This window comes from Streptomyces malaysiensis subsp. malaysiensis (genome assembly GCF_040653035.1).
GTDB classification, from domain to species: domain Bacteria; phylum Actinomycetota; class Actinomycetes; order Streptomycetales; family Streptomycetaceae; genus Streptomyces; species Streptomyces malaysiensis.
Window position 1 is genome coordinate 182,678 of sequence record NZ_JBEZNG010000015.1, and the last position, 12,193, is coordinate 194,870.

A 12,193-nucleotide genomic window follows, 5' to 3' on the forward strand; every position below is an offset into this window, starting at 1 on the left:
ACCCGGTGCCATGATTCGTCGCATGCGAGAGAAAGGTGCAAGAAAGAGCGGTATGCGGCTTTGGTCGCATGCCGCCGTATGCCTCGTGATGATGCTTCCGCTGAGTGGATGCCGCATGTTCGAGTCCCCGCTGCGGCGGGGCGGGCTCTGGGTGAACCCGGACAGCCCGGCCGCCCGGCAGGCCCATGAGCGGCAGGAGCGGGGGAAGAACGGCGATGCCGCGCTCATCCGGCGGATCGCCCGGCAGCCGGTCGCGGAGTGGCTCGGCCCCGCGCCGCCCCGGGAGCGGGTCCGCCACATCACCGAATCCGCGGCGCGGACCGGGTCCACCCCGGTCCTGGTCGCCTATCACATCCCGTACCGCGACTGTGGGCGCTACTCGGCGGGCGGCGCGAGGAACCCCGCGGCATACCGGCGGTGGATCGAGCAGATCACCCTGGGCATCGGCGGTCGAGAGGCGATCGTCGTCCTGGAACCCGACGCGGTGGCCCAGCTCGTCGACGGCTGTGTCCCGGGCAGGCTGCGCACCGCCCGGCTGGCGATGCTGCGCGACGCGGTCGCCATGTTCGCCGCGCTGCCCCATGTCCGGGTGTATGTGGACGCGGGGAACCCGGGCTGGATCAAGAACCCCCACCGACTGGTGAAACCGCTGCGCGAGGCCGGTATCGAGCAGGCCGACGGCTTCGCGCTGAACGTCTCCAACTTCCAGCCGACCCGGCTCGCCGAGCGCTACGGCCACCGGCTCTCCGCCGCCCTCGACCGGGCCCACTTCGTCATCGACACCAGCCGCAACGGCAAGGGCCCGCTACGGGCCCGTGGCGCGGCCCGGCACGGCATCCGGGCCCGCGACTCGTGGTGCAACCCCCCGGGGCGGGCGCTGGGCGAGCCGCCCAGCACCAACACCGGAGACCCCCTCGTGGACGCCTATCTGTGGATCAAACGGCCCGGGGAGTCCGATGGCACCTGCAACGGCGGCCCTCCGGCGGGCCGCTGGTGGACCGAGTACGCCCTGGACCTGGCCCGCAACGCCCACCACCGCCACTGAGCGCTCCGCCGGAAGCGCCCGCCGCCGGTCACAGCGCGCAGACCGGGGCCTGCTCCTTGTCCTGCTCCTTGTTCTTCCCCTTCCGCGTCCCACAGGGGCTGGCCGCGTCGCGCGCCGTCGGCACCGTACCGCGCGCCGGGCACTTCCGGTCGTGGCGCAACAGCCCCACCGACCAGATCGCCACCGGGGACAGGCACAGCGCGAGGGCGAGCACCGCCCAGGTCCGCATCACCGCATGGGTGTGACCGAGGAAGAACGAGCCGACCAGCGAGGCGCCGAAGACCACCGCCCACAGCAGATGGATGCGGAACGTGGAGAGCCGGTCCGGGCTGGAGGAGTCGCCCTTGGGGGTGACCACGAACCGGCTGGTGCGCCGCAGCACCGCGTCGCACAGCGACTTGGCGTAGATCGGGGCGGACAGCGCCGAGAGCAGCATCCCGGCCAGCCCGCCGGAGCCCTCCGGCTCATGCGGGGAGACGTTGTGCCGCCGGTTCCAGATGTAGAGGCCGATCTGGAGCATCGCAGCGTCGCTGTAGAGCATCATCCACATCTCGGCGGGGATGTGGATCCCGGCGGCGCCCAGCACTAGGAACAGCGCGCACGACAGCGCGGAGAGAAGCCAGTTGACCGCGGTCATCGGGTAGTACGCGATCATCAGCGAGTAGTTGAGCAGCTTGCCGGGCGACAGTGTGAACGGGCCCTTCCAGAACTGCTTGAGCACGGTCTCGTAGGTACCGCGGCTCCACCGCATCTGCTGGGTGAAGAAGTCCGTCCAGGTGCTCGGGCCCTCGCCCACCGCGAGCACATCGGGGGTGTAGACCGAGCGCCACTTCTTCCCGGTCCCGGGGTTGCGGCGGCGGTGCAGCTCGAAACCGGTGGCCATGTCCTCGGTGATCGAGTCGTACAGCCCGCCGATCGAGCGCAGCGCGCTGATCCGCACCGCGTTGTTGGTGCCCACGAACATCGGGCCGCCATATGCGTTTCCGGCCCGCTGGATCAGTGCGTGGAAAAGGAACTGCTGGCTTTCCGCGGCCTTGGTGACCGGGGTGTCGTAATTCCCGTAGACCTGCGGTCCCACGACGAAGGCGATATCCGGATCCCGGAAGTAACCCAGCATGCGCTCCAGGAAGTTGGGCAGCGGTACATGGTCGGTGTCCACACACGCCATGAATTCATACGCATCGCCATGGGCATCCAGCCAGGCGTTGTAATTCCCGTGCTTGGTCCGTGCCCGGAAAGCGCCCTTCGGCTGATTCCACTTCTCGATGCCCTTGCGGGAGAAGTGCCGTACGCCCAGCCGTGCGCACAGCGCTTTGACCTCGTCGTCGTCCCCCTCGTCGAGCAGCCATACGTCCAGCGGCCCGGTGTGCCGGATCCGCACGGCTCCCTCCAGCGTGGCCCGGACCATCGCGATCGGCTCCTTGCCGGGCACGAAGCTGGTCAGGAACGCCACCCTTGTCCCCGGCTCGGGCACCACCGGCACCGGGTCCCGCGCCACCAGCGTGGCATGGGCGTTGGAGACCACCGTGAACAGGCGGAACCCCTCGATCAGCGCGATCGAGACCAGCATCGCGACGTCCGCGGCCCGCTGCCACCAGGGCGCGTAGTCGCGCTCCACCCAGTGGCCGGGGTGCAGCAGCCACAGCAACAGCAACGCCGAGCACACCGGCGCCGCGCACAGCAGCAGCGCGGCACGGAACCGGTGCGGCTCCTGCGCCAGCAGGCTCCGGCAGCGCACCCGGTAGGGGCGGCCGGTGGGGGCGCTGGTCAGCGGGCCCGCCAGCTCGCTGTACCGCCGGTATTCGTACACCGGGGCGGAGGGGTGGTGCGGAACGCGAGAATCCGACGCGGTACGCGCGGGCGGCGGCCCGGCTACGGCGCGTGCGGTGGATTTCCGGGGGGAATCTCTGACGGGGGTCGGTGCAGGCATCTGGGCACTCCCGCGGGGCTGGCTCGAACCGAATGTCGCGCCACGATGACCCATACGGGCCATATTCTTCAGGTCATCGCGCGAGATGAGAAGGTAACAATCCCATGGGTCATGAGCGCGCACATCGGATATTCGGCGCGCCCTTGTCGGCAGCCCATAAGGCATCCACTCCGACGGCCTATCGGTGCGCGTCTTACGTGATTTACATCCCGCCGTCTGGCAGGGTCGGCAGCGATCGAAGCCCATCGGAATACGGAGGATGGGGCGCAGTCGCCCGATGAGAGTCCTGCACATCATCTCCCGCCTCGGGGCCGGAGGAGCCGAACAGCAACTGAGGCTGCTGCTGCGCCATTTGCCGGTGCGCTGTGACGTCATCGCCCTCTCGGGCCCCGGCGCCACCGCGCACGGCATCCGCGCGGACGGCATCCCGGTCACCCATCTGCCCCTGGGCGGCGGGCGCGAGCGGCAGCTCGCCGCGGTGCCCAGGCTCGTGCGGATCATCCGGTCCGGCGGCTACGACCTGGTGCACACCCATCTGTACCGGGCCTGTGTGCTCGGCCGGATCGCCGCCCGGCTGGCGGGGGTGCGGGCGGTGATCGCCACCGAACACGGGCTGGGCGAGAGGAGGATCGACGGCCGTCTCCTCACCTCCGCGCTCCGCACCCGCTATCTCGCCGCCGAGCGGCTGGGCTCGGCGACCGTCGCCGTCTCGGCCGCCGTCGCCGACCGGCTGCGCGACTGGGGGGTGCCCAACCCCCGGATCCATCTGGTGCCCAACGGGATCGACGCCCGCCACTTCCGCTTCGAGCCGACCGCCAGAGCGGCCGCCCGCGCCCGCCTCGGCATCCCCGACCTGGCCTTCGTGGTCGGCGGGGTCGGCCGGCTGGTGGCGGACAAGCGGTTCGACACGGCGGTGCGGGCCGTCGCCGAGGTGCCGGACGCCCGGCTGCTGCTGGTCGGCGAGGGCCCCGAGCGCCCCGCCCTGGAGGATCTGGCCACCCGGCTCGGCGTGGCCGACCGGGTGCGGCTGCTGGGGGAGCGCGACGGCGCGGTGGCCCCCTCCGACGACCGGCCCGCGGGGCTGCCCGGACTGCTGGCCGCCATGGACGTCCTGGTCTCGCCGTCCGCCGAGGAGGCGTGCGGCCTCGCGGCGCTGGAGGGGATCGCGGCCGGGCTGCCGGTGCTGCACACCGTCTGCCCCGCCCTCGACGAACTCCCGGCCGGTGCCGCCCCCGGCGCCCGTCGCATCGCCCCCGGCCCGGCCGCCCTCGCCGCCGCCCTGCGCCACCAGGCCGCCGCGGGCCCCCTGCGCTTCCCGGTCCCGGACGCCCTCGACCGCTACGACATCGCCCGCGCCGCCCGCCGTCTGATGGACCTCTACGACCGCACCACCACCTGCGGCCCGGACGGCTGCCTGCGGGTGCCGTCCGCCGGCCGCCGCATGCCGCGACGCGGCGCACCCGCGGGCTGAGGGGCCCCGGGTCACGGGCGTCAGCCGTTTTGTGGGTCAGCGGTGCTCAGTGTCGTGGTGTCACCTCGTGGTGTGCTTGCGGGCTGAGGGAGGCGTCCTGGGTCAGGGGCGTCAGCCGCTTTGTGGGTCGGCCGTGTTCAGTGCCGTGGCGCTATCTCGTGGTGTGCCTGCGGGCTGAGGCGTCCTGGGTTACGGGCGTCAGCCGTCTCGTGGGTCAGCGGTGCTCAGTGCCGCGGTGTCACCTCGCGGTGCGCCCGCGGGCTCAGGCCGCGCTCGCGCTTGAAGGCGGCGCTGAGGGCGAACGCGCTGCCGTAGCCGACCCGCCGGGCCACCGCCGCCAGGGTGTGCTCCGGATCCCGGAGCAGATCCGCCGCGAGCGCCAGCCGCCAGCCGGTCAGATACGCCATGGGCGGCTCGCCCACCAGCTCGGTGAAGCGCCGGGCCAGCGCCGCGCGCGAGACACCCGTCTCGGCGGCGAGCCCGGCCACGGTCCACGGATGGGCCGGGTTGCTCTGCAACAGCCGCAGGGCACGGCCCACCACCGGGTCGCCCAGGGCCAGGTACCAGCCCGGCGCGCGGGCCTCCGGCCGGGCGAACCAGGCCCGCAGCACGGAGATCAGCAGCAGATCCAGCAGCCGGTCCAGAACCGTCTCCTGTCCGGGCTCGTCCTTGACGATCTCCTCGCCGAGCCAGGGCATCAGCGGGCAGTCCCACATCTCGCGGTCCAGCGCCAGCAGCGGGGGCAGTGCGTCCAGCAGTCGCCCACCGATCTCGCCGTCCAGCTGATAGGTGCCGATGAGCATCGTGGCCGAGCCGTCCGGGCTGTTGCCCCAGGTGCGTACCCCCAGCGCCATCGTCTCGGCCAGATCCACGCCATCCGCCGTGCGGCACACCTCGCTGGGGAGGATCCACGCCCGCGGTGCGGTGGCGGGGTCGTCGGCGACCGTGTACGGGTCGGGGCCGCGCGCGATCGCCACATCCCCCGGGCGCAGCCGCACCGCCTCGCCCTGGTCCGGCACCACCCATGCCTCGCCGCGCGCCATGGTCATCACACACAGCGGGGCCCGGTCCTCGATCCGTACCGACCAGGGCGGCTCCATCACGACCCGCAGCAGAAAGGCCCCCCGGGCCCGCGGGCCGTCCAGCAGACTCACCAGCGCGTCCATGGCGCACAGCGTAGACGCTCACGTATGCGGCCGAGCCTCTTGGCCATGGCCCGTCTCACCGCCCGCGAGTTGACTGTCCGTATGACGACACAGCACCCGGAAACACAGCACCCCGAAACACAGCACTCCGACGCACGGCCCACGGACGCACAGTCCACGGAAACTCGGCACGCGGAAACGCGGCCCGCGGGCCGCCCGGCCGTCCTGGTGCTCGGTGGCACCGGCAAGACCGGCCGCCGGGTCGCGGACCAGCTGATCCGGGCCGGACACCCGGTGCGGATCGGCTCCCGGTCCGGCGGAACGCCGTTCGACTGGGAGGACCGGCGCACCTGGGGGCCCGCGCTGGACGGGGCCGCCGCGGCGTATATCGCCTACTACCCCGACGTCTGCGACCCGGGCGCCGCCACCACCCTCCACGCCTTCGCCGAACGGGCGGCCGAGTACGGCACCCGGCGGCTGGTGCTGCTCTCCGCCCGGGGCGCGGAGGCGGCGCTGCCCGCCGAGGGGGCGGTGCGGGTGCCGGGTGTGGAGTGGACCGTGCTGCGGGCGAGTTGGTTCTGCCAGAACTTCGACGAGGGCGTTCTGCGCGGCGGTGTGCTCGACGGCGAGATCGTCTTCCCGGCCGGGGACGTCAAGGAGCCCTTCGTGGACGCCGATGACATCGCCGAGGTCGCGGTCGCGGCCCTGACCGGGGACGGACACGCGGGCCGGATCCACGAGCTCACCGGGCCGAGGCTGCTGACCTTCGCCGAGGCGGCCGCGGAGATCGCCGGGGCGACGGGCCGCGCGGTGCGCTATGTGCCGGTCTCGGCCGGGGAGTACGGCGCCGCGCTGGTGCGCGACCAGGGGCTTCCGGACGAGCTGGGGGCGTTTCTGACCGATCTGTTCGCGACCCTGCTGGACGGGCGCAACGCGCATCTGGCGGACGGCGTCCAGCGCGTCCTGGGCCGCGCGCCCCGGGACTTCGCCGACTACGTACGCGAAACCGCCGGGAGCGGCGCCTGGGCCGGTTGAGCCCGGCCGCGCCGGTCCCGACCGGCGCGGCCGCCGCGGTCCCGGCGGTCGCCTCGGCGGCTGCCGCGGCGGACTCGGACCGGGGCGGGCCTCCGACCGCCTCACCCGCCTGACCGGCCGCTTCGTTCCCCGTCAGACGCTCTGCGGCGTGAACATCCCGAGATGCTCATGGACGAACTCACCCACCCCGGTCGGGGGCCGTCCCGTGATCGTTTCGATGTCGTCGGTCATGCGGTCGTAGCGGTTCCGCGCATGCAGCCGCGCCATCGTGGCGAGGTGGTCGAAGAGGTGGTCGGGCAGGCCGAGCGCTCGCAGATCGTGGTCGACCCAGGCTTCGTAGGAAACGTCCACATAGCTGACCGGCCGGCCGAGCGCGTCCGCGAACTCCTGCGCCATGGTGGTCATGTCGACGGAGGCCGGGCCGGTCAGGTGGTAGATCCTGCCGATGTGCGAGGTGGGGTCCACCAGGATCTCCGTCACCACCGCGGCCACGTCCCGCGCCGCGACCGGATTGGTGCGCGCGGCGCCGAACGGCAGCCGGATCGTGCCCTCCTCCGCGATCGAGGCGTAGGCGAAGACCTGGAACATCGGGTTCTCCATGAAGATGGTGGGCCGGATGTGGGTGACCGGGAGCCCCGACCAGTTGAGCGCCTGTTCGGCGAGCCACTGCTGCCGCTGCTGGGTCGATTCCGAGGTGCTGGTCAGGTCCATCTGGGAGACCGTCATCTGCGACATATTGACCAGCGCGTCCAGCCGCGCGTACTCGCGCGCGGCCGCCGCCGTCGTGACCGTGGCCTCCAGGTACTTCGCCGATACGCTCATGCCGAAGTACATCCGCCCGCAGCCGTCCAGCGCGCGGACCACATCCGGGGCCCGGGTCAGATCGCCCACCACCACCTCCGCGCCCGTCGTGCGCAGGGCGTCGGCCCGCTCGTCCTCGCGGTGGACCATGGCGCGCACCGGCAGTTCACGGCGGCGCAGCTCCTCCACCACGGTCCGGCCCACGGCCCCGACACCGCCCGCGGCGCCGGTCACCAGGGTCGGTGGCGGGGGCATGGCTACGACACCAGCTTGTCGAGGGTGATGGGCAGTTCACGGATCCGGACACCGGTGGCGTGGTGCACGGCGTTGGCGATGGCCGCGGCGGTGCCCACGATGCCCACCTCGCCGAGGCCCTTGGCCCCCATGGGGTTGGTGAACGGGTCGGGCTGGTCCAGCCAGTGGGCCTCGACCGCGTGGACATCGGCGTGGGAGGCGATGTGGTACTGGGCGAAGTCGTGGTTGACCACATGGCCGAACCGCGGGTCGAGCACGCTGTGTTCGAACAGCGCCATCGACATCCCCTGGGTCATCCCGCCGATCAGCTGGGAGCGGGCCGTCTTGGGGTTGATGACCCGGCCCACGTCGAACATCCCCAGCAGCCGCGCCACCCGCACCTCACCGGTGTCCTCGTCGATCCGCACCTCGGCGAACTGGGCGCCGAAGCTGTGCATCGCATAGCGCTCGGCCTCCGGGTTGCCGCCGGGCAGCTCCGCGGTGACCTCCAGCCCTTCCGGCGGCGCGATACCGTCGTGCTCGGCCCGCAGCCGGGCCCGCAGCCGGTCCGCCGCCTCCCAGATCGCGGTGCCCCAGCTGTTGATGCCCGCCGAGGCCCCGGCGACCGACGCGGTCGGCAGCGCCGAGTCCCCGATCCGCATCTCCACCTGCCCGACCGGGACGCTCAGCGCGTCGGCGGCGATCTGGGTGAGCGCCGTCCAGGTGCCGGTGCCCAAGTCGGCGGCGGCGATCCGCACGGTGTAGCGGCCGTCCGGGCCGATCCGGATCGTGGCCGCGTTCCCGGGGAAGCGGGCGGAGGGATACGTCGAGCAGGCCACGCCGGTGCCCACCAGCCAGCGCCCGTCGCGCCACGACCGGGGAGCCGGGTCGCGCCGGTCCCAGCCGGCCCGGCGGGCGCCCTCGCGCAGACAGTCCGTCAGATGGCGGCTGGAGAACGGCAGCCCGGACTCCGGATGCACCTCCGGCTCATTGCGGATCCGGAACTCCACCGGGTCGAGACCGCAGGCGATCGCCATCTCGTCCAGCGCCGACTCCAGCGCGAACATCCCCTGCGCCTCGCCCGGCGCCCGCATGATCGTCGGCACCGGGACATCCAGCGGGGCCAGCCGGTGGGTGGTGCGCCGATGCGGCGCCGCGTACATCATCCGGGAGCAGACGCCCACCTGATCCGCATACCCCTTGGCCTTGGCGGTCTGCTCGATCACATCGTGGGCGATCGCGGTGAGCCTGCCGTCCCGGCCGGCGGCCAGCCGGATCCGCTGGATCGTCGCCGGGCGGTAGCCGACCAGGGCGAACATCTGCTGCCGGGTGAGGGTGAACTTGACCGGCCGCCGGACGATCCGGGCGGCCATCGCGGCGAGGACGGCGTACGTATGGGGGTAGACCTTCGAGCCGAACCCGCCCCCGACATGCGGCGAGACCACCCGCACCCGCGCCGGCTCGAGACCCAGCACCCCGGAGATCAGGGCCCGGCTCATGGAGACGCCCTGGCTGGAGCAGCGCACGACCAGCTCACCGTCGGACCAGGTGACGACGGCGGTGTGCGGCTCCATCGGATTGTTGTGGTACATCGGCGTGGAGTACGTGGCGTCCACCATGGTCGGCGACGCCGCCAGCGCCGTCTCCACATCCCCCAGCACACTGTCGGCGGGCGAGCCGTCCTGGAGCTCTCCGCCGCCCGTGCCGAAGGCGGCGGCGTGCACGGGGGAGTAGAGGTCGTCGCGGTCGGCGCGCAGCATCACATCGGGCGGCCGGCTCTCGTAGTCGACGCGGACGAGCCCGGCCGCGCGGCGCGCGGTCTCCAGGCTCTCGGCGACCACCGCCCCGATGAACTGGCCGCGCCAGGCGACCTCGTCGGACTGGAGGACCGCGAGCTCCGGATCGTCCGGCCGGGTCAGCGTGGGGGCGTTGAGATGGCTGAGCACGGCCAGCACCCCCGGCTCCGCCTCCGCGAGCGCGCCGTCCACCCCGGTGATCCGCCCGACGGCGATCGTGGACTGGAGTGGATACAGATAGACGGGCTGGTCGAGGGGCCATTCATAGGCGTAGGTGGCGGTGCCGGTGACCTTCTGCTCGCCGTCGATACGGTCCATCGGCAGACCGACAGCGCGGGGACGGGCCGTGACGTCGCTCATCGCGCCTCCTCCAGCAGCTCCAGCAGGGTGCTGACCATCGTGTTGCGGGCGAGTGGAACCTTGAAGGCGTTGCCCGGCAGCGGCCGCGCCGCGGACAGTTCGGCCGCGGCCGCGTCCATGAAGCTCTCCCGGGTCGCGGGCGCGCCGCGCAGCACAGCCTCGGCCGTCGCGGCCCGCCAGGGCTTGTGCGCCACCCCGCCCAGCGCGATGCGGACGTCCCGTACCGACCCGCCGGCGACCTCCAGCGCGGCGGCGACCGAGACCAGCGCGAAGGCGTACGAGGCGCGGTCGCGCACCTTGCGGTAGCGGGAGCGGGCCGCGCCGTGCGGGGGTGGCAGCTCCACCCCGGTGATCAGCTCACCGCGCTCCAGGACGGTGTCCCGCTCGGGGGTGGTGTCCGGCAGCCGGTGCAGTTCGGTCAGCGGGATCCGCCGCTCGGCGTCCGGGCCGGCCACCGTCACCACCGCGTCCAGCGCGGCCAGCGCGACGGCCATGTCGGAGGGGTGGGTGGCCACACAGGCGGGGGAGGCGCCCAGGATCGCCATATCGCGCTGATAGCCCTCCAGGGCCGAGCAGCCCGAGCCCGGGTCGCGCTTGTTGCAGGGGGTGGTGACGTTCTGGAAGTACGGGCAGCGGGTGCGCTGAAGCAGGTTCCCGCCGGTGGTGGCGAGGTTGCGCAGCTGGCCGGAGGCGCCGGAGAGCAGCGCCTGGGAGAGCACCGGATAGCGCCGTCTGACCCGGAGGTCGGCGGCCAGATCGCTGCCCGTCACCGCCGCGCCGATCCACAGGCCCCCGTCGGGCAGCTCCTCGATCCGGTCGGAGGTGAGCCGCCGTACGTCGATCAGCACCTCCGGGGTCATCACCTCGAGCCGCATCAGATCGACCAGATTGGTGCCGCCGGCCAGATAGGCGGCCTCGGGCTCCCGGACCAGGGTGGTGACGGCCGCCGACACCTCATCGGCGCGCTCGTAGCGAAAGGGCCTCATCGGTGCGCCACCTCCGCGATCGCCGGGACGATGTTCGCGTACGCGGCGCAGCGGCACAGATTGCCGCTCATCCGCTCGGCGATCTCCTCGTCGTCGAGCACCACGTCGACGGCGCCCGGATCCTTGCTCACGGCGCTGGGCCAGCCCTCCCGGGCCTCCCGCAGCATCCCGGCGGCCGAGACGATCTGACCCGGTGTGCAGTAGCCGCACTGGAAGGCGTCATGGGCGATGAACGACCGCTGGAGCGGATGCAGCTCACCGTCGGCGAGCCCGGCCGAGGTGACGATGTCGGCGCCCTGGTGGGCGACGGCCAGAGCGAGGCAGCCCAGGATGCGGCGGCCGCCCAGCAGCAGGGTGCAGGCGCCGCACTGTCCGTGGTCGCAGCCCTTCTTGGGGCTGGTGTTCCCCAGCCGCTCGCGCAGGGCGTCCAGCAGCGTCGTACGGGTGTCGACGGTGAGGCGGTGCTCGGTACCGTCCACCCGGAGCTCGATCTCCAGGTCCATGATCCCTACCCTTGATCGTCGTCCGTCGGAACGTCACGCGGCACCCTCATTCTGGGACATATGCGCACTGATCGCCCGTTCGGCGGTATCCCCTGCCCACAGCGGGGCCGCGGCCCACGCCCGGCCGACACCGGTGGACGAGACCGCGGCCCCGGGCCAGGACCTCTTCAGGTGCGCTGGATCACGGCTTCCAGATGGGGCAGATAGTGGTCCATGCGGTCCCTCTTGGTGAGCAGATACGGGAGGTTCTCCTTGTGGGGAGTCATCAGCAGCGGCACCTGCTCGCTGACCCGGACGCCGTACCGCAGCAGCGCCTCCCGCTTCTGCGGGTTGTTGGACAGCAGCCGCACGGAGCGCACCTGGAGGTCGTGCAGAACGTCCGCCGCCACCTTGTAGTCGCGGGCGTCCGCCGGCAGGCCGAGGGCGAGGTTGGCCTCGACCGTGTCCAGCCCCTCCGCCTGGAGCTTCATCGCCTGGAGCTTGGCGAGCAGCCCGATCCCGCGGCCCTCATGGCCCCTCAGATACACCAGAACGCCCCGGCCTTCGGCCGCGATCGCCTTCAGTGCCGCGGAGAGCTGGTCGCCGCACTCGCAGTGCCGGGAGCCGAACGCGTCTCCGGTGAGGCACTCGGAATGCAGCCGGGTAAGCGCTTCCTCCCCGGTGACATCGCCGTATACCAGGGCTATTTGTTCATCACCGCGAACGAGGTCCCGATAGCCGATCGCGAGAAAGTCGCCATGTGTCGTGGACAGCCGGACATTCACCACTCGTTCGACACCCGAGGGGCGGGTGTCGACATCGAACACGCCATCACTTTCTGTCATGTCCCGATCTTATCTGGAAAACCGCCGCACTTGTACAGGAGAATGAGAAAGCCGCGGCAACAG

The 12,193-nt window shown here is 72.0% G+C and carries 10 protein-coding genes; 3 read left to right on the forward strand and 7 right to left on the reverse strand.

Annotated features, from left to right (window positions below; translation table 11 throughout):
* Positions 1–22 precede the first annotated feature (22 nt).
* Positions 23–1,045: a glycoside hydrolase family 6 protein gene (locus AB0E24_RS27495; protein ID WP_435865325.1), complete on the forward strand. Its 1,023-nt coding sequence runs from the start codon at positions 23–25 to the stop codon at positions 1,043–1,045.
* A 28-nt stretch (positions 1,046–1,073) separates the two neighbouring features.
* On the opposite strand, the gene AB0E24_RS27500 is transcribed toward AB0E24_RS27495, so the two are convergent.
* Positions 1,074–2,975, reverse strand: coding sequence for a glycosyltransferase family 2 protein (locus AB0E24_RS27500; protein WP_359380889.1), 1,902 nt, complete (start codon positions 2,973–2,975; stop codon positions 1,074–1,076).
* Positions 2,976–3,252: 277 nt separating this feature from the next.
* Between AB0E24_RS27500 and AB0E24_RS27505 the strand changes: the two genes are divergently transcribed.
* A complete protein-coding gene (locus AB0E24_RS27505; protein WP_359380892.1) occupies positions 3,253–4,446 on the forward strand; it encodes a glycosyltransferase in 1,194 nt (397 codons plus the stop codon).
* A gap of 224 nt (positions 4,447–4,670) precedes the next feature.
* Here AB0E24_RS27505 and AB0E24_RS27510 read toward each other — a convergent pair whose 3' ends face one another.
* On the reverse strand, positions 4,671–5,612 hold the full coding sequence (locus AB0E24_RS27510; protein WP_359380895.1) for an AraC family transcriptional regulator: 942 nt from the start codon (positions 5,610–5,612) through the stop codon (positions 4,671–4,673).
* A gap of 81 nt (positions 5,613–5,693) precedes the next feature.
* Here AB0E24_RS27510 and AB0E24_RS27515 point away from each other — a divergent pair, with 81 nt between their 5' ends.
* Entirely contained in the window at positions 5,694–6,626 is a 933-nt protein-coding gene (locus AB0E24_RS27515; protein WP_359380898.1) for a Rossmann-fold NAD(P)-binding domain-containing protein, read from the forward strand.
* A gap of 132 nt (positions 6,627–6,758) precedes the next feature.
* On the opposite strand, the gene AB0E24_RS27520 is transcribed toward AB0E24_RS27515, so the two are convergent.
* The 5 genes from AB0E24_RS27520 to ribA form a co-directional block, all read right to left on the reverse strand.
* A complete protein-coding gene (locus tag AB0E24_RS27520) occupies positions 6,759–7,682 on the reverse strand; it encodes an NAD(P)H-binding protein (protein ID WP_359380900.1) in 924 nt (307 codons plus the stop codon).
* Positions 7,683–7,684: 2 nt separating this feature from the next.
* Entirely contained in the window at positions 7,685–9,817 is a 2,133-nt protein-coding gene (locus AB0E24_RS27525) for a xanthine dehydrogenase family protein molybdopterin-binding subunit (protein ID WP_093706043.1), read from the reverse strand.
* Positions 9,814–10,803, reverse strand: a complete 990-nt coding sequence (locus AB0E24_RS27530) for an FAD binding domain-containing protein (protein ID WP_079257051.1) — start codon at positions 10,801–10,803, stop codon at positions 9,814–9,816. Before AB0E24_RS27530 ends, AB0E24_RS27525 begins: the two co-directional genes overlap by 4 nt.
* Complete coding sequence (locus tag AB0E24_RS27535) at positions 10,800–11,306, reverse strand: (2Fe-2S)-binding protein (protein ID WP_069868985.1); 507 nt, start codon at positions 11,304–11,306, stop codon at positions 10,800–10,802. The genes AB0E24_RS27530 and AB0E24_RS27535 overlap by 4 nt, the downstream gene beginning before the upstream one ends.
* A 167-nt stretch (positions 11,307–11,473) precedes the next feature.
* The gene (ribA, locus tag AB0E24_RS27540; RefSeq protein ID WP_069868986.1) at positions 11,474–12,130 is read right to left on the reverse strand and encodes a GTP cyclohydrolase II; all 657 of its coding nucleotides are present in this window, start codon (positions 12,128–12,130) and stop codon (positions 11,474–11,476) included.
* Positions 12,131–12,193: the final 63 nt, after the last annotated feature.

What these genes read in the sequence shown, in the direction of transcription:
- AB0E24_RS27495 (WP_435865325.1), top strand. Translation starts at nt 23, where the DNA reads ATGCGAGAGAAAGGTGCAAGAAAGAGCGGTATGCGGCTTTGGTCGCAT.
- AB0E24_RS27530 (WP_079257051.1), bottom strand. Translation starts at nt 10,803, where the DNA reads ATGAGGCCCTTTCGCTACGAGCGCGCCGATGAGGTGTCGGCGGCCGTC.
- AB0E24_RS27525 (WP_093706043.1), bottom strand. Translation starts at nt 9,817, where the DNA reads ATGAGCGACGTCACGGCCCGTCCCCGCGCTGTCGGTCTGCCGATGGAC.
- AB0E24_RS27500 (WP_359380889.1), bottom strand. Translation starts at nt 2,975, where the DNA reads ATGCCTGCACCGACCCCCGTCAGAGATTCCCCCCGGAAATCCACCGCA.
- AB0E24_RS27515 (WP_359380898.1), top strand. Translation starts at nt 5,694, where the DNA reads ATGACGACACAGCACCCGGAAACACAGCACCCCGAAACACAGCACTCC.
- AB0E24_RS27505 (WP_359380892.1), top strand. Translation starts at nt 3,253, where the DNA reads ATGAGAGTCCTGCACATCATCTCCCGCCTCGGGGCCGGAGGAGCCGAA.
- AB0E24_RS27535 (WP_069868985.1), bottom strand. Translation starts at nt 11,306, where the DNA reads ATGGACCTGGAGATCGAGCTCCGGGTGGACGGTACCGAGCACCGCCTC.
- ribA (WP_069868986.1), bottom strand. Translation starts at nt 12,130, where the DNA reads ATGACAGAAAGTGATGGCGTGTTCGATGTCGACACCCGCCCCTCGGGT.
- AB0E24_RS27510 (WP_359380895.1), bottom strand. Translation starts at nt 5,612, where the DNA reads ATGGACGCGCTGGTGAGTCTGCTGGACGGCCCGCGGGCCCGGGGGGCC.
- AB0E24_RS27520 (WP_359380900.1), bottom strand. Translation starts at nt 7,682, where the DNA reads ATGCCCCCGCCACCGACCCTGGTGACCGGCGCCGCGGGCGGTGTCGGG.